The sequence below is a fragment of the Nostoc sp. genome, assembly GCF_036917655.1.
GTDB lineage: Bacteria > Cyanobacteriota > Cyanobacteriia > Cyanobacteriales > Nostocaceae > Nostoc.
In genome coordinates this window covers 1-17023 of the sequence record NZ_JBALCY010000077.1, presented here as the reverse complement: position 1 = coordinate 17023, position 17023 = coordinate 1, and the positions used below count along the sequence as shown (strand labels likewise).

Sequence of the window (17023 nt, the reverse complement as noted above, 5' to 3'; positions counted from 1 at the left end):
AAAACCTTAGACCTCTTGCAAAAGTCCCAAACACCCCAGCCTTAATCCCCTCTCGAAGAGCGGGGTGGGGTTCTTATTTCTGATTTATGCAAGAAGTCTCTTGATACACATAAATTTTTTGTAAGGGCATGGCAATGCCATGCCCTTACCAACGTATTTGTATCATTATTAAAGTGAAATGGTATTACAAAGTCAACAACTTTCATAGTTGTACTTGCAATTATGGGTATACCACGCTCATCAAGTTGTACATATAGGACTCATATTTGATTTTTGAAATATCCGTAGGGTGTGTTAGACGAAAGTACAGCACCGTCCGAAGGCTTTGGTGCGTTAGGACTTCGTCCTAACGCACCCTACATACACTTAGATTTTTTCAACAATCAAATCGGATTGCTATATTTATGTTCTGTAGCTGTGAGTGTCAGGATTCTATCCTTGTTAATTCCCTTGTTATTTAATTAGGGGCGATTCCTCTTTACCTGAGAATTACTAATAGAAAATCCCCGACGCGTGGGTTTAAGACTAGCTAATTCCACCTGAAAACTTACTTTGTCGCTCATTTCCCCGCTTTTCGCTTCCAAAGTCCAATTACCAGGACGCAAATTCCAAAATAAAGAATTAGCTGAGTTTGTATCTAACTTTTCACCATTCAGCCACCACTCTACAGGCGCAGATTTATTTCCCACTAGCTTGAATTCGAGTTTTTGCTTCGCTTCTTCACCTGGATACAGTAAGAATAAATCACCATGATGCGGAGATAAAATTCTCAAATTGGTAGAAGTAAAATTTGATTGCTGTTGTTTTGCCAACCACTCATCATACTCTGGTGGTAAATTGAATTGATTTTCACCTTCGTAGGCAATTTTATCTTTTGGATAGAAATATTCCTGCACCACTGAAGTACAATTTGGTGTTGGTCGTAACCCAGAAATTGCACAAACAGGTAGTTGCACTAAACCTTCTGGAGATGGAAAACCTGCTGGTTCTTGATGTTCGTGCAGGTGTAACATAATCCGATTCCACAAAGGTGCAGCCCCTGTAACGCCTGAAACTTGTCGCATCGGTTCGCCGTTGAAATTGCCTACCCAAGTAGCGACGGTGTAATCGGTAGTGAAGCCAACTGTCCAAGTATCACGAAAATTGGAAGAAGTACCAGTTTTAACAGCAGAAGGAAAGGGTAAATTTAACACCGAGTCTACACCAAACGCTGTTGCACGAGCATGGCTGTCACTTAGGATGTTGGTAATTAGTTGCCATATCGTCGTCGAATTTTGCGTTCGCGTAGCGTGTCGGAGACAAAAGTTGTAAGGAGGGTTTCCCTGCGTAGCAAACTTTTCAAGACGGATTTTAGATTTGGGATTTGGGATTGGGGAATTGGAAAATGTACTTACTAAAGGGGTAGCATCTCCTTGTCGTGCTATGGTCAGGTAAGCACGGGCTAATTCCCAGAGACTGACTTCGCCACTACCCAGAGTCAAACCCAAACCATAATGTTCTGGTGTTTGATTGAGGTGTTCAAATCCTAGTTGATGCAGTCGTTCTAAGAAAGTTTCCACACCTACTTTTTCTAACACTCGCACTGCTGGTACATTCAGGGAATTTGCTAAAGCGATTCGCACCCTTACTGGGCCAAGAAACCGTTCGGTATAATCTGTTGGGCTGTAAAGTTTCGCGCCAGGAATTGCATAATGGGCGGGTACATCTGGCAAAATGGTATTCGGGCGAATTAAACCTTTTTCTAAAGCTAATTCATACACAAAAGGCTTGAGGGTAGATCCTGGTTGACGTAGCGCTTGCACTCCATCATTGCGTCCCAGTTTGGCTTCATTAAAATAATCAGGCGAACCGACATAAGCCAAAACTTCACCAGTGCAGTTGTCAATTACCAACGCAGATGCATCATGGACATTATTTGCAGCTAGGGAGGAAATTACCTGTTGCACCTGTGCTTCGACAAACTGCTGTAAAGGGCGATTTATAGTGGTGCGAATAACGGATTTATCCCCCTTAAAAAGGGGGGCTTGATTCCCCGCTTTGTAAGGGGGGGTTGGGGGGATATGATTAGCCAGCCAAAATAAAAAGTGTGGTGCGGCGATAATTCCCCGTTGGCGAGACTGAAACACAACCTTTTCGGTGTGTGTTCGGGTTGCGTAGCTTGCCGCCGTAGGCATCGCCCCACTAATATACCCATCCTGTACCATCCGATTGAGGACGTATTTTTGTCGCTGCTTCAGCCGTTGCCAATGCTCATAAGGGTTAAAGTATGTGGGATTATTGGGAATAGCAGCCAACAAACTAGCTTGAGCAAGATTCAATTCACTAGCTGGGATGGAAAAATAAGTCCGCGCAGCTGCTTCTACACCATATATATTGCCTCCCATTGGCAGCCGATTGATATATGCAGAGAGAATTTCATCTTTGTTCATCCCTGCTGCTAACCGCCAAGATAGCCAAACCTCACTCAGTTTACCAGAGAAGTTACGGGGGATGGGATCTAACATCCGCGCCAATTGCATAGTAATAGTGGAAGCGCCGGAAAGAACTCTTTTAGCGTGGATGGCTTCTTTGCTAGCGCGGATAACAGCTTTCATATCCAACGCCCCATGATGGTAAAAGCTACCATCTTCGGCGGCTAAAATGGCATGGATAAACTGGGGTGAAACCTGATTTAGTGGTACTACTGATGTATGCTCTTGGTCACGGGTGAGCAATGTTCCTAATGGTAAACCATTGCGATCGCTAAATTGCATTGCCAGTTGATTTTGGGCAATATCTGCGGCCCGAATGGGTGCAAAATAAGGTAGTAAGCGTACCACTAGGGAGATTACCAGCACAGCCAGGATAACTTTGCTACTGTACTTAATTTTGGTTAGCGATCGTGATATTAGTTTCATCAGGGAATCCCCTGTCTAAGAAAACTTACCTTAATTGTCCCGCCGATTTACTTATATCTACATCAGTAAATATGTCAAATCTTTAATAATTAATTTTTACTAACTTAGCAGATGTAAATTAATGTTTGCGAAATTTAAATACTTCTTTATAGTTAAGAATTGTAGTTATTTTTTGGAACAATCACACTGAGTTAGTTATCAATGTAAATAAACATAGTTAAATCCAAAGCTTGGGTACAAATAACTAGTTATCTGGCGTCCTTTATTAGTCTTGGCATTGCCCACTTAATGAAGGAGTGCAAACTTTTGTTAGCTATAATTTGTGAATTTTTAATTTTGAATTACTAAAAAGATGATTATCAGAGTTCTACTGGGTTTCCACCATAAGATTACGTATCGCGTTCTTCGCGTCTTTCGCGGCGCGTTAAAAAAAATTAGTCATTCCTCAAGTCGCAAGAGAACAACACAGTTTCTTCTTCTCTTTACATTTATACTAGCGATGACAGGGTGTAATTTTTTTGGTATCAACTCAAGTAAAGAACAACTCCCAGCAGTATCCCCACTCACACCACCAAAACTACCAGACTGGATTGAACAAATTAGTCCCATTGGAGATGCCAAACCTCTTAACCAAATCCGCATCCGTTTTAAAGAAGCTTTAATCCCAGTTGAAAGCCTTGACAGTCCAGAACAGCAAAAAATATTACAAAAATTTGCACTATCGCCGCCTTTACCCGGTCAATTTCGCTTTTTGACACCGCGCATGGTGGGTTTTCAAGCTGAGAAAGCATTGCCAATAGCGACAAGATTTCAAGTAACTCTCAAAGCAGGTTTAGCCGATTTAAAAAATCATCGCCTAGACAAAGATTTACCTTGGACTTTCAATACCGAATCTATCAACCTGACTAATCTCCCTGGTGTCAATCCCATTGAGAAGGCTGATGTTGAACCAATTGATTTACAACAAAAATTACAGTTTACTTCAAATGTAGAATTAGATTTAGCTTCTGTACAAGAGCATTTACAGTTAATACCTGAAGGAAAAAACAAGGGTGTAGGCTTCAAAATAGAATTAAACAAAGAAGAAAAACCATTAAAAAACGAAGAAGACCCTTTAGAAAAATTTGACCCTTCAGCACGCAATTGGATTTATAATCTCATACCACAGCAAAATCTCGAAAAAGCAACCAGTTATCGCCTGGTATTTTCTCCCGGAATACGTCCTGCTTATGGTAATCTAACTACAGCGAAAGAATTTGCCAGTAAGTTAGTAACTTATTCGCCTTTGGCATTTCAGAAAATTAACTTTTACGGACAGCCAGATGCAGGTGGAACTTTTGGAAGATTTCTTAAAGGCAGTCCGCAGCTAGAATTTAATAACGTCTTATTAGCAGATTCAGCTAAAGAAAATATTACTATTAATCCAGCACCAAAAGAAATTTCGAGAATTCTGCAAATAAATGACGAAGATAAAATTGTCGGCATCAATCCTTATGCGCTAGAACCTGCCAAGACTTATACAATTACTATGGGTGCTAATCTCAAAGATAAGTTTGGGCAAACTTTGGGTAAACCTGTCATAGTTAAATATGATACTGGAGATTTAGCTGGGGATATCTGGGTACCATCAGATTTGAATATTTTCCCCACAGATAAAGATTTACAACTAAATATTAGTACGGGAAATCTACCAGAATCTAACTACAAAGCAGCTTATCGAGTAGTTAAACCGACAGATTTAGTTTATTTTAATAATAGTAATGATTTATTACCCCAACCTTCTGATTGGCAAAGCTTCAAGGTATCGGGCAAGAAAAATCAATCAGTTGACGTTGCTGTTCCTCTCCGGGAAAAAATAAATGCAGCTACGGGAATGTTAGCTTACGGAGTGCAAGCCCGCACTAATAAATATCAGGAGAATGGTAAGGAATTGTGGCGTGAACCTACGACTTATGGCTTGGTTGAATTGACGAATTTGGGCGTATTTACTCAGTGGTTTCCTGAGTCAGGCTTCATTCGCGTCAATCATCTTACAGATGGTTCACCAGTTAAAGCAGCTGCTATTGAAATTTATCAATCAAAATTACAGGCCAAATCTCGCCCGGAACCTGTACCTTGTGCAACAGGTAAAACTGATGAAAATGGAACTTTTAGGATTGTTCGTAAAGGATTACAGCAATGTTATTCTGGGAATGAAAGCTCTAGCAAATCACCACAATTATTAGTAATTGCCCGTGAAAATCAAGATTGGGCATTTGCCAGAACTGAGGAATATAGCGGCGTTTATGGCTATGGTATTGATACAGGTTGGCAAGATATTAAGCCAGAATCACGCGGGGTAATTTTCTCAGACAGACAGTTGTATCAACCAGGTGAAAAAGCTTGGTTAACTGGGTTTGCAGACTTCTTACAAAATGGTGTAATTCAGCAAGATAAAAATGCTGTTTACCAATTAACTTTGGTAAATCCTGATGGACAAAAGACCAATTTAGGTACGCAAACTACAAATGAATTTGGCACATTTTCTCTAGAATTGCCAATCAATACTACTCAGCGCTTAGGCTACCATACAATCCAGGCTAAGGGAAAAAACGGGCAAGAAATTTCTGGAGAATTTCGGGTAGCTGAGTTTAAGCCACCCAACTTTAAAGTCGAACTCAACTTAGATAAAAAATTTGCTTTTATTGACGATAAAGTGGATATTAATGCTACAAGTAATTATTTATTTGGTGCGCCTGTACAAGGTGGAGAAGCAAAATACTTTATTACTCGCCAACAGGCTAATTTTGTTCCTAAAGGTTGGGAGGAATTTACTTTTGGTAGGCAATGGTTATGGCCGGAAGAAACTCCTACTATATCTAGTGATGTATCGCAAACTAATGCCCAGCTAGATGCTAATGGTAAAAGTAGTCAAAGTGTAAATGTGGCTAATGATTTACCATATCCGATGACTTACCAGGTAGATGTGCAAGTTGCAGATGTTTCTAATCTGTCTGTAGGGAATTCCAAAACTTTTACAGCCCTACCAAGTAATCGCCTCATCGGGTTAAAAAGCAATTTTATCGCTGATGCTGGCAAAGCTTTTCCAATTGAAGTGATTGTTACTGACCCTACAGGAAAACCGATAACAGGTCAACGGGTGCGCCTGGAATTACAACAGATTAAATATAGCAGCGTCACCCAATTAGTTGAAGGTAGCCAAACACCAAAAAATCAAGTTGAATATAAAACAGTCGGACAAGCAGAAATTACATCTGCTAGCAATCCGCAATCGGTAAGTTTGATAGCGCCTGAATCTGCTTCATATCGGATTAGAGTTAATTTTAGCGATGCCAAAAGCGAATTAAGTGCCACAGATTTACAAATTTGGGCAACTGGAGAAAATCCTGTATTTTGGGGTTCTAGAGAACAAGATGTCTTAGAAGTTAAATTAGATAAAAAAGAGTTTAAACCTGGTGAAACTGCTACTGCAATAATTCAATCTCCCTATCCAGATGCAGAATTGTACTTTGCTGTGATTAAAGACAAACCCCTTTATCAGCAGATTATCAAAGTTCAGGGAGGCACACCAAAAATTCAGTTTCAAGTCACGCCAGAAATGCTACCAAATGCAGCCATCGAAGCTGTATTAGTAAGGCAAGGTAAACCCATAAACCAAGTGGAACCAGGAAGTTTAGATAAGTTGGTGAAGATTGGTTTTATACCTTTTAAAGTTAATTTAGAAGATAAGTATTTAAAACTGCAAGTTAAGCCAGTACAAGCATCATTAGAACCTGGTGCAGAGGAAACAGTACAACTAGAACTAAAGGATAATCAAGGAAACCCCACCAAAGGACAGTTTACAGTTATGGTGGTAAATGAAGCGGTGTTACAACTTTCTGGTTATCGTCCGCCAGATTTGGTGGATACAGTTTATGCAGAACAGCCAATATCTACCCGCTTTAGCGATAATCGACCGGATGTAATATTACAACCACAAGATGTAGCTAAACCCAAAGGTTGGGGTTATGGCGGTGGTTTCTCAACTGGTGCAGCAAATACTCGCACTCGCACAGATTTTCAAGCCTTAGCTTACTACAACGGTTCTGTCCTCACCGATGCTAATGGTAATGCACAGATAACCTTTAAATTGCCGGATGACTTAACTACATGGCGGGTGATGGCTGTGGCCACCGATGGAAATCTGCGTTTTGGTAACGGCGATGCGACGTTTATCAGTACAAAGCCACTGCTAACTAATGCCATCTTGCCACAGTTTGCCCGTCCAGGCGATCGCATCCTTGCTGGTTTATCTGTAACTAACAACACCGGAAATACAGGAAATCTCTCAATTAATGGCGAACTTAGCGGTAATGTCAAGTTTGCTGACAAAAACCCCACAACTACTTCTTTGCAAACGAAAGCTGAATCTGCAACTCATGCTTATCGCTTTCCAATGGTGGTGGATAGTGTGGGAGTTGCTAAAGTTCGCTTTACCACTCAGCTAAATACAGCCACAGATGCTTTTGAAGTACCTTTGGAAATTAAGCCAATTGAAATTACAGAACAAGTCGTTGAAACTGGTGTCACTGAAAAACAGGTGAAGATTCCCCTGAATGTTGATAAAAATACCTTCCCTGATGCGGGAGGTTTAGATATTCAGTTGGCGAGTACTTTGATAACGGAGATTCAAGCACCAGCAAAGCAGGTTTTAGAAGATGATGATTTGCCGTTTACAGAACCTGCTGCAAGTCAGTTAATCATTGCTGCCAATCTGCAAACTATTGCCCAAAAATATGGTCAAGCATTTGCAGAATTCAATCCTAGCCAACAGGCAAGTAAAGCAATTGAAAAATTACAAAAACTCCAAATAGCAGATGGTGGTTTTACTACTTTCCCCGGACAAGAAAAATCTGACCCTTGGGTTTCTTCATATACGGCTGAATCTTTAGCTAAAGCCAGTCAGGTATTCCCTAATTTAGCCGATTCTGCAATGCTGTCTCGCCTGAAAGGTTATTTGCAAAAAGTTCTAGCGAATCCTGGAGAATATGATTTTTGCAAACAGCAATTATGTAAAAGGCAACTGCAACTTAATGCTTTAATTGCACTGGCACAAATTGGGGAAAAACGCAATACTTTCCTGGCAGATATTTATGAACAGCGTAATAATTTTGATGTAGTAACTCAAATTAAATTGGCGCGATACTTATCTCAATTCCCAGAATGGCAAGACGAATCTCAACAATTAGTGAACAAGCTGCAACAGAATATCTATGAAACTGGTCGCACAGCAGTTGTAAGTTTACCAGATAGTTGGGGATGGATGAGTTCATCTACCGCGACGCAGGCGGAAGCTTTACGTTTATTTATTGCCAAACAAAGTAAACCCGAAGTTATAGATAAGTTATTTCAAAGTCTTCTCGCATTGCGACGGGATGGCACATGGCAAACTAACTATAATAATGCCCAAGCATTAACAGCTTTGGTAGAATATAGCCAACTGCAACCCACACCGCCTAATTTTGTTGCCACAGTGCAATTAGCTGGTAATAAGTTAGGAGAAAATCGGTTTAATGGCTATCAAAATCCTAGTTTACAGCTAAATGTGCCGATGAATCAATTACCTCGTGGTCGTAATGATTTAACGCTGCAAAAATCAGGTAATGGGACTTTACACTATCTGGTTGCTTACAATTATCGCTTGCAGGGAAATCAATCAGGCAGATTTAACGGCTTACGCATAACACGAGAAATTAGTCAAGTAAATGAAGAGAAAGTTTTACAAAAAACAGGTCTTTACGCTTTCGATAAACCCTTGACTTTAGCCTCTGGACAGGTGTTTGATATTGGTTTAGAAATCATTGCCGATCATCCTGTGGATCATCTGGTGATTAAAGATCCGCTACCATCAGGTTTTGAGGCGGTGGATGCAAGTTTTCAAACTACCACAGCTGCATTACAAGCAAAAGCCGATAACTGGGAACTTGGGTTTAAGAATGTGTACCGCGATCGCATTATCGCCTACGCCGACCACCTGGAACCAGGAGTTTATAGCCTGCATTATTTAGTCCGTTCTGTTACTCCTGGTGCGTTTTCCTGGCCTGGTGCAGAAGTTCACCTGCAATATGCACCAGAAGAATTTGGGCGTACTGCTGAGTCTACATTAATACTGGAAGATGGGAAGTAATTCATTTTTTAATAATTTTTGGCGATGCCTGGGTTGGGCTGTGCCTACGCATTGTAATTGAAGTGCGAAAATTTGAAAGGGGCGATGCCTACGGCGGGCTACGCCTACGCCGACCACCTGGAACCAGGAGTTTATAGTCTGCATTACTTAGTTTGTTCTGTTACTCCTGGTACATTTTCCTGGCCTTTATGCTCGAATAGTAGGTTGGGTTGAGCAACAGCGAAACCCAACAAAGCCTAGATAATGTTGGGTTTCGTTCCTCAACCCAACCTACGCCAGTTTGAGTTTTTAGCCTTAACCCAAGCGTATTGCATTAATGCTGGAGTAGCATTACAGAGGATTTATAGCTTAGTTGTCTGCTCCTCTGTAGAATAGAAATGAATAATAAAAGCAAGCTTTAGCTTTTAGGAGAAGCTTTGCTATGACTGTAAACATTAATATTCAAGAAGCAGAAATTGTTTTTTCTGAACTTCTGAATCGAGTGAGTCGGGGCGAAGAAATTACAATTACTCAAGATGGAGTAGCAATTGCCCGTTTAGTACCTGTTAATCAAAATCCACCCAAGCGAATACCAGGAAGTGCTAAGGGATTAATCACAATTGCTCCAGATTTTGATGCTCCTTTACCTGATGATATACTGGCTAGTTTTGAAGGATGAGATTACTTTTTGACACTCATACTTTTCTGTGGTGGATCATTGATAGTTCTCGTTTATCATCTATGGTTAGGACAAATATCAGTGATAGCAACAACGAGCTATTTTTCAGTGCAGCTAGTGCTTGGGAAATAGCGACTAAAGCCAAGCTAGGTAAGTTAATTTTGCCAAAAATTCCAGAGCAGTTTATTTCTGAGCAATTGTTGATTAATTCTATTCAAAGCTTACCAATAGATATAAGCCACGCTGTTAGAGTTTATCATCTTCCAAGTCATCATAAAGATCCATTTGACCGAATACTGGTTGCCCAAAGCCAACTGGAAAATCTACCAATTCTGACTATAGATCCTTTAATTTCGCAGTACGATGTAAATGTTATTTGGTAGGAAATGCAGTATGTTTGGATGATCAAAGTCATTTGCAGGGTGTAGTACTCACTGTTAACGGGAACTTTAACACTACCTTCAGACTATATTGGCAACCTGTTACACAGCAAATGCTGCGCTGCTGGAATGATGAAGAGTTCACCACAGAACAAGCAGCCTATGGTATTGCCTTTATGCTCATCAGACAATTGACTGAGTTTACAGTGATTGAGCGATCGCGTAAAGGCACTGGATTTTATTATTGGTTAGGTAGCGAAGAGGAAGCAGGTGAACTTCCGTTTCAAAATAAAGTCCGGTTGGAAGTTTCAGGTATACGTAAAGCAGATGATAGCAGGGTTAGAGCTAGAGTTAAACAAAAAATCGAGCAAACTAATCCTTCAGAGGATGTTTGAAAAGTCGTAAAGTATACCAAAAACCCCGCTTCCAAACCTCTCCCCCACTCCTGAGAGGCTTTGAAACCCCCATTCCCTTGTAGGGAAGGGGGCTAGGGGGGTTAGGTTTCTGAGCTTTTGATGTTAGCAATAATACTTGTTCATTCATCCTCTAAGACTCAATATTTATATCTTGCAAGAATTCACAAGAAAAAAGCGACAAATTTCTTCATCAAAACTCAGCCCTGACGTTTAAAATACGGGCGCAAGTTTATTTTAATGAATAAATCCTTTAGTTCTTGGGCAATTTCTTGGGGTGGATTTTCTGATAATGCGATCGCAATCAAACGTTCTGCTGCTTGTAATTCCCCACATTCAATTGCAAGAGTTGCAGCACTACGATGTAACACTGAACGAGTTGGTTCAGCATCAATTTGGTTGGCAATGAGTGCAGCAGCTTGAGATTCTTTGTCAAAGGCTTGTTGAGACATTTGACTGGCTTGCTCCACGTTTCCTCTGAGTTTAGCAGTAAAGGCTGCTTCGGCTAAATCCATTGCCTGTTTATGTAACTCCTGAATCTGATTCATTTTTCCACAATAAAAGATAGGGGTCTGCTAAATTCAACAATAATAATGTAGGCAGCAAATGTGCCATCTGAGAGGATGTTTGAAAAGTTGCCAATGAGTATAATTCGCTACTATACAATCACTGTCCTCAATTACGAATTACATTAGCGTAGCGTAAAGCCAACTCTTAGAGAGGCTTGTCTGCGACACCAAGGCGTAGCTTGCTTCCCCGTTCGCGGAGCGTCCCGTAGGGAAGGGGTACGCCAACGGGATATCAACTCTTAGAGACGCTACTCGCGTTCGGTTAGAGCGACGTAGGAGCGTCATTACGAATTATTTAATTGCTTCTCCCCGTGGTGGATAGCCCTTCTACTATCAGAGATGGAGTATAACAAGAACCATTCCAATCAGCATCGTTGCCCAGTGCAACCAATTGCTTGAGGGCTGTGTAGACATTACCTGCAACCATCGTATCCTTAACCCGCCCAATTACCTGACCATTTTGCACGCGGTAGCCTAAATCAACGTTGATTGAAAAATCTCCAGAAATACTGCCGCCACCACCCAACATTTGATCCACAATCAAGCCATCATCTAGTTGTTGAATCAAATCTGGTAGTGATGCCGAACCTGGCTGGATGAGAAAATTAAATAAACCAGGGGTGGGATAGCTACCTAAACCAGGGCGAAAACCATTTCCAGTGGTGTCAGTACTCAGTTGGTGTCCAGTGGTGCGATCGCCATAGAAATGCTGTAAAGTCCCGTTTTGAATAAATACTAAAGATTGAGTAGGAGTGCCTTCATCATCAAAAGGACAACTGTAAGGGCCCGCTTCCGGATCTTGGTAAAGGGTGAGGCTGGGTGCAACTACTGGATTACCCAAGCGTTCTGCCCAAGGCGAAGCTACTTCTAAAACTCGCTTGCCATTCAAAGCTGCTTGCACAGTACTCCAAAGCATATCGGCGGCTTTAGAAGTGAACAAAACCGGGACGCGACCGGTAGGAGGTGAGACATTTTCTCTGGCCCAAATTAACCTCTGTAAAATTTGATTAGCTAATTTCTCAGAGTGGAGTTCACCCCGCTGAGTTTGTCCATCGGAAACATTCAAAAAATCATCGCCACGCACCCATTCTGCTGATATGTAGCAGCTGAGGGTAGTGTCGGTATAGTGACAATCTAAACCTTTGGTATTGATTAGTCTAGTGGTTTCAACATCACATTCCCAGTCACCATTGCAAATTACATCTGGATAGGCATCGCGGATGAGTGCGATCGCTTCTGTGCCCCAGCTGATCAAAATCTCTATCGGCACACTTTCCCCTAAATCTGGGTAGGAAGGTTGAAAGTTAGAGCCTAATTCTACTGTTTCTGGTTGATTTAGTTGACTCAGTGCCAGAGCTTTTTCCACCATTACTTCGGCTAGGACAGAACCGTAAGCCACCGTGAGTCCCGGACACCCGTTTCGCCAAAGCCGTAGTGCTGTACCTTCAGATTGGTTGGTTTCTAGCTGTTTGAGTCGGTTTGCCTCAAAAAACACTGGACGAGAAAGCGATCGCGACTGATACACCTCAGCAGCTTCTGCTCCAGATTTTATAGCTAGTTCCAGCAACTGTTCGGCTAGTGTATCTTGTGACAAATTTTCAGAACCCATGACCCTTAGTGAATTGTGGATTTTGAACCGCATATCAACGCACGTTGGAGAAAGTGCGATCGCCAAAAGCCGACGATTAGACTTTTCGCTGATGGACGCAGATAACTATCCAAAAATCATCAGCGTGTCTTTGCAGTTGCGATTTGGAACCGCAGATCAACGCTGATGGACGCAATTAATTATCCCAAATCATCGCCATCTCTCGACGGATTTAGTCATTAGTCATTCTCCCCCCATGCCCTGTTTGCCCAATACAACTCTTGGAGAGGCTGCGCCTTAAGCGAAGCTATGCCGCAGGCTTTACGGCTTCTCTACGAGACGCACTCGCGAACGCTCAGTACAAGTGCCCAATCCCCATTTTCAGAGATTAACCTCTTGCAACAGCCAAAAACCAGCAAAAGATTCTGCTTTAGGATCAGACTGTATACCGATAAAATGCACTCCGTTAGCTTTTTGCTTGGCTTCTTCAAAACCCTTGGCTTCTGCTAAGATTTGAGGTTTTTTGATATTTGCCACAATCCAGCTTTCAGTTACACCAGTTTCTAAAAGCAATCTCGCCTCTTCGCTGGTATCAAATCTTAAGAAAGCCAACTCCAAACCAGACATCCAGCCTGCCAAGGGCAACGCTCTCGGTGAGAAAATCAAAATACCAGGAATACGGGCTTCGGGTGAAACTTGCGCCAACTCTAGGGGAAAAGCTTCACCAAAGCCAATTTCCCACTCTGGCATTTCTGCCAAATCCGCAGCATCTAAGGTAACAAATACCCATTGCTGTCCTTCCAAAGCATCTGGTAAACGTTGCGGCAAAGGTTTTTCCAAGCGGACTGAGGGATTAGTCCCCCCTTGATACCCTGGTTCTTGAGGATACACTTCCTCCATGCGCTGTTCTAACCATTGGTTCAGAACCAAAGTGCGGCGGCTAGGCTGGGCGGGAATGCCCAAGTCTTGGCAAGCTTTAGTAATCATGTTGTTCATTTGGCGGCGGAAAAAGCGGATTTTAATTGGTGCTTTTCCAGCTTGGTTAATAGCCTCCTGCAATGCTGTCCGCAACCAGCCCGAATTTACCTGGGTACTGGGACAATATTCAGCATAGCGAAACAAAGAATCTGCTTTTGTGCCAATATCCAAGGGACTTTCGCAGACTAAGACTTCCCAAATTTTTTTCTGATTAGCGTCCAGAATCGGACGAGAGTAAAAATCGATTTCCCAAATACTGCCCATATTTTGCGGTAAAAATCTGGCTGTTATGTTTTCCTGATATTTTGATCATACGAGTGTTGGGGCAGCATGAGGAATAAGGGAGTGGCGAATGAGAATGAAATGGGGATGAACGAATATCAGTAGATCGAAAACTTCCTTTCAGACAAGCGATCGCGCATAAAACGAACAAGTTCCATATGCAGGCTTGACTTCAATAAATATAAGGAATTTCTGATGATGATGGCTCTCCATAATATGGAGTTAAATTCAGATCAATGGTTATCAACATAGATGAGGTTTCTTTAAAGTTGTTGATACCATATATATTCCTCTTGAAAATGCTTCGGCTGCGGAAATTCTATCGACATAATAAAAACTTGTCGATTAAGAGGGGATTTCACAGCGATCGCGCTTGTCTCAAAGTGAGTTTTCGATCTACTGACGGTTGATCCAAACGCCTCTCAGCCCAGCGGCTTTGGCTCCGTGATAGTCTTCTATGATGCTATCGCCAATATGCCATGCTCCCTCTGGGGAACATTTATGTTTATCTAAGGCAATGGCAAAAATTTGAGGATCGGGTTTAGCTGCACGTACCTGGGTAGAAATGGTAACGGAGGTAAAAAACTCTCTCAATCCCAAACTTTGCAATACTGAGTAAATCCGGGAATCGAAATTGGACAGCACCCCCAAGGTAACTCCCAACCGCCGCCAGTTGATTAAAGCTGGTAAGACATCGGGATAGACAAACCACGGTTCGCCAGTGCCAAAGTGAATGTAAAGCTCGCTAAAAAAAGCCGAAAAGTCAGAAAATTCCTTGAGAACACCTGCACTTTCAAAAGTGTTCAGCGCAATTATCCGCCACCAATCAAACTCGCGTTGGGGAATATCTTGCAGTTCTGCATCTGGAAATATCGGCGGCGGCGCTGCTTTAAAGCTTTGGATAAAGGTTGTATTTAATGTTTCGGCTGAAACTGTAACGCCAAATTCCTGTGCTATCTGACTATAAACTTCACCCACACCGCCTTTAACATCGAAAAGTGTACCCACAGCATCTAAAAAAATAACTTTCGGTTGTTCCATCAAAGTCTAAAGATTTTAAATCTTGAATTTTAGATTTTGGCTTGTTAAAAGCTTTATTACTCGACTAACTCAAAATTGAATAGGAAATGGGGCATCAATGCCCAATAACGCTAATCACTCATGGGGGAAACCTTCAGACGCTCTCTACGATCCGCTCTTGCTAGCTTACTTCCCCGTAGGGGTATGCGGACTCACTCTAAGCGAATCTATGCCGTTGGCGCAGGCTCTCGTAGAGAAGGCTTTACGCTGCGCTATGTGCGGCCTTCTCACATTGGGAGAGGCTAGCGCCCGCCGTAGGATGCCCGAAGGGCTGTAGGGAGAAGACCTCGCTAGCTCCCCAATGCTCAATGACGCCAAAGCAACGCACTGGCTCCCTAATGCCCAACCTTAAGTTACCGAGAAAGCGTTTCTATGATCGGACGGACTAGCCAATTAAAACCAACTTTGAGTTGATGGTCTAAAGTTGGCAATCTATATAAATAGGCAATCCGCCGGGTGATGTATGCCAAGGGCCCATCTAGTTTAATTCCTAAACTCGTAAGAGTGGCGTTGTCTATTCCTAGTGCCATCATTTCTCCTAACTGTTGGTAGCGGAAGGGAAGTAGGGGGCGATTAGTCAGAGTTGCCCAGATATTCCAAGCGGTATAATCAGCTTGTTGGAAAGCCGCTTGTGCGGTAGCGGGGACTTGCTGTCCTTCGACATCATGACAGTCTGCTAAATCTCCCAAGGCAAAGATTTCTGGATGATCAAAGACTTGCAGATTGGATGTAGTGCTAATTTGACCACGCTGATTTTGCTTGAGAGGAAGAGATTTCACTATAGGCGCAACCCTAGTTCCTACAGTCCAAATTACCAAATCCACAGGAATCGTGTCTAACTGGTTTTTGTACTCTAGGGAAATGGTATTTTGCTCTATTGATTCCACTTTGGTTTCTAAATCAAGAAACACGCCACGGGCTTCTATTGCTTTCTTTGCTGCTTCCCGGTTAAACTCTGGCGAAGTTCGCAAAATTTGGTCAGCGATTTCAATGATCCGAAAGCGTCCTCTTTCCCCTAATCTGTCGGCTAACTTACAGGCTAACTCTACACCACTGTAGCCAGCTCCAACGATCGCCACCCGAATTTTATCAGCATCCGATTCTTCTAAAAATCGCAGGCGTTCTTCCAAACGATAGGCATCAGATATTGTGCGGAATGTGTAGGCGTAGGCTGTTGCACCAGGTACTAAATCTAGCGGTGTCTCACCTCCTAGCGCCAGCACTAATCGGTCGTAAGGGATTTCCGGCCCTTCATGTACATTTACCCGTTGCTGGTTGATGTCAATTCCAGACACAACTCCTTGATAAAAACGCACCCCTGTACCTTGTAAAAGTTCTTCAAACGGTGGGGCAATTTCCCAGGTTTGCAGTTCACCAGTGAGTAATTCGTAAAGTAAGGGAGAAAATAGGAAGCGATCGCTTTGATCTACCAGAACAATTTCGGGTTTTTGCGTAGATTCCCAAGGTAACTGGCTTAAGCGCAGGGCTGTGTAGAGACCACCAAAGCCTCCGCCAAGGATACAAATTCTAGAAGTTTGTTGAGTCATCTATGTCTATTTATGGGACAGTCAATGCTAGTTGGGCAACTAACTTCAGGGTAACTGAAAGTTTCAAGACTTTAAAAGCCTTCATCCAAATGAAGGGTTTTTGACATCAGGTTACGGAAATTATTTTACACAATTGCTGGAACAGCAGATTTACCACCTTGCTCATCAGCTTTCTCTGAATATGCTTATCACCTAGCAACTTCTCGCCTTGCTCACTGACTGTCTTCTTGAGTGATACCACTTCACGAAAACTTTGATACACATAAATTTCTCGTAGGGGCATGGCATTGCCATGCCCTTACCAACGTATTTGTATCATTATTAAAGTGAAATGGTATGAGTCGCGGTAATCAATCAGTTTCTGCGGACACTATAGGAATCCTATTTGATTTTTGAAAAAGATTACGAGATAATACGGATGAGTTGAGAAGTGTAAGAGCAGACAATGATAAACCAGCATCTACA

At 42.1% G+C, this 17023-nt stretch carries 11 protein-coding genes; 5 read left to right on the top strand and 6 right to left on the bottom strand.

Features of this window, described 5'->3' with window-relative positions:
- Nucleotides 1–461: 461 nt before the first annotated feature.
- Complete coding sequence (gene pbpC, locus V7K30_RS29900; RefSeq protein ID WP_335005600.1) at nt 462–2897, bottom strand: penicillin-binding protein 1C; 2436 nt, start codon at nt 2895–2897, stop codon at nt 462–464.
- Nucleotides 2898–3396: 499 nt separating this feature from the next.
- On the opposite strand from pbpC, the gene V7K30_RS29895 reads away from it, so the two are divergent.
- The 4 genes from V7K30_RS29895 (at nt 3397) to V7K30_RS29880 (ending at nt 10496) form a co-directional block, all read left to right on the top strand.
- Nucleotides 3397–9063, top strand: a complete 5667-nt coding sequence (locus V7K30_RS29895) for an alpha-2-macroglobulin family protein (protein ID WP_335005599.1) — start codon at nt 3397–3399, stop codon at nt 9061–9063.
- A gap of 421 nt (nt 9064–9484) precedes the next feature.
- Nucleotides 9485–9721 (top strand): type II toxin-antitoxin system Phd/YefM family antitoxin, encoded by a 237-nt coding sequence (locus tag V7K30_RS29890; protein ID WP_335005597.1) that lies wholly within the window; start codon nt 9485–9487, stop codon nt 9719–9721.
- Nucleotides 9718–10104: a type II toxin-antitoxin system VapC family toxin gene (locus V7K30_RS29885; RefSeq protein ID WP_335005595.1), complete on the top strand. Its 387-nt coding sequence runs from the start codon at nt 9718–9720 to the stop codon at nt 10102–10104. Before V7K30_RS29890 ends, V7K30_RS29885 begins: the two co-directional genes overlap by 4 nt.
- Before the next feature lie 14 nt (nt 10105–10118).
- Nucleotides 10119–10496: a hypothetical protein gene (locus tag V7K30_RS29880; RefSeq protein WP_335005593.1), complete on the top strand. Its 378-nt coding sequence runs from the start codon at nt 10119–10121 to the stop codon at nt 10494–10496.
- Between the two features lie 218 nt (nt 10497–10714).
- Here V7K30_RS29880 and V7K30_RS29875 read toward each other — a convergent pair whose 3' ends face one another.
- Nucleotides 10715–11062 (bottom strand): hypothetical protein, encoded by a 348-nt coding sequence (locus V7K30_RS29875; RefSeq protein WP_335005591.1) that lies wholly within the window; start codon nt 11060–11062, stop codon nt 10715–10717.
- Nucleotides 11063–11378: 316 nt separating this feature from the next.
- On the bottom strand, nt 11379–12692 hold the full coding sequence (locus V7K30_RS29870) for a TldD/PmbA family protein (protein WP_335005589.1): 1314 nt from the start codon (nt 12690–12692) through the stop codon (nt 11379–11381).
- Here V7K30_RS29870 and V7K30_RS29865 point away from each other — a divergent pair.
- On the top strand, nt 12691–12858 hold the full coding sequence (locus V7K30_RS29865; protein ID WP_335005587.1) for a hypothetical protein: 168 nt from the start codon (nt 12691–12693) through the stop codon (nt 12856–12858). The two genes, V7K30_RS29870 and V7K30_RS29865, sit on opposite strands and share 2 nt — an antisense overlap.
- 194 nt (nt 12859–13052) lie before the next feature.
- On the opposite strand, the gene V7K30_RS29860 is transcribed toward V7K30_RS29865, so the two are convergent.
- The 3 genes from V7K30_RS29860 to V7K30_RS29850 all read right to left on the bottom strand — a co-directional run bounded on the left by V7K30_RS29860 (nt 13053) and on the right by V7K30_RS29850 (nt 16558).
- Complete coding sequence (locus V7K30_RS29860) at nt 13053–13913, bottom strand: Tab2/Atab2 family RNA-binding protein (RefSeq protein ID WP_335005586.1); 861 nt, start codon at nt 13911–13913, stop codon at nt 13053–13055.
- 414 nt (nt 13914–14327) lie between these two features.
- Nucleotides 14328–14972, bottom strand: a complete 645-nt coding sequence (locus tag V7K30_RS29855; protein ID WP_335005584.1) for an HAD-IA family hydrolase — start codon at nt 14970–14972, stop codon at nt 14328–14330.
- Between the two features lie 392 nt (nt 14973–15364).
- On the bottom strand, nt 15365–16558 hold the full coding sequence (locus V7K30_RS29850) for an NAD(P)/FAD-dependent oxidoreductase (protein ID WP_335005582.1): 1194 nt from the start codon (nt 16556–16558) through the stop codon (nt 15365–15367).
- Between the last annotated feature and the right edge of the window lie 465 nt (nt 16559–17023).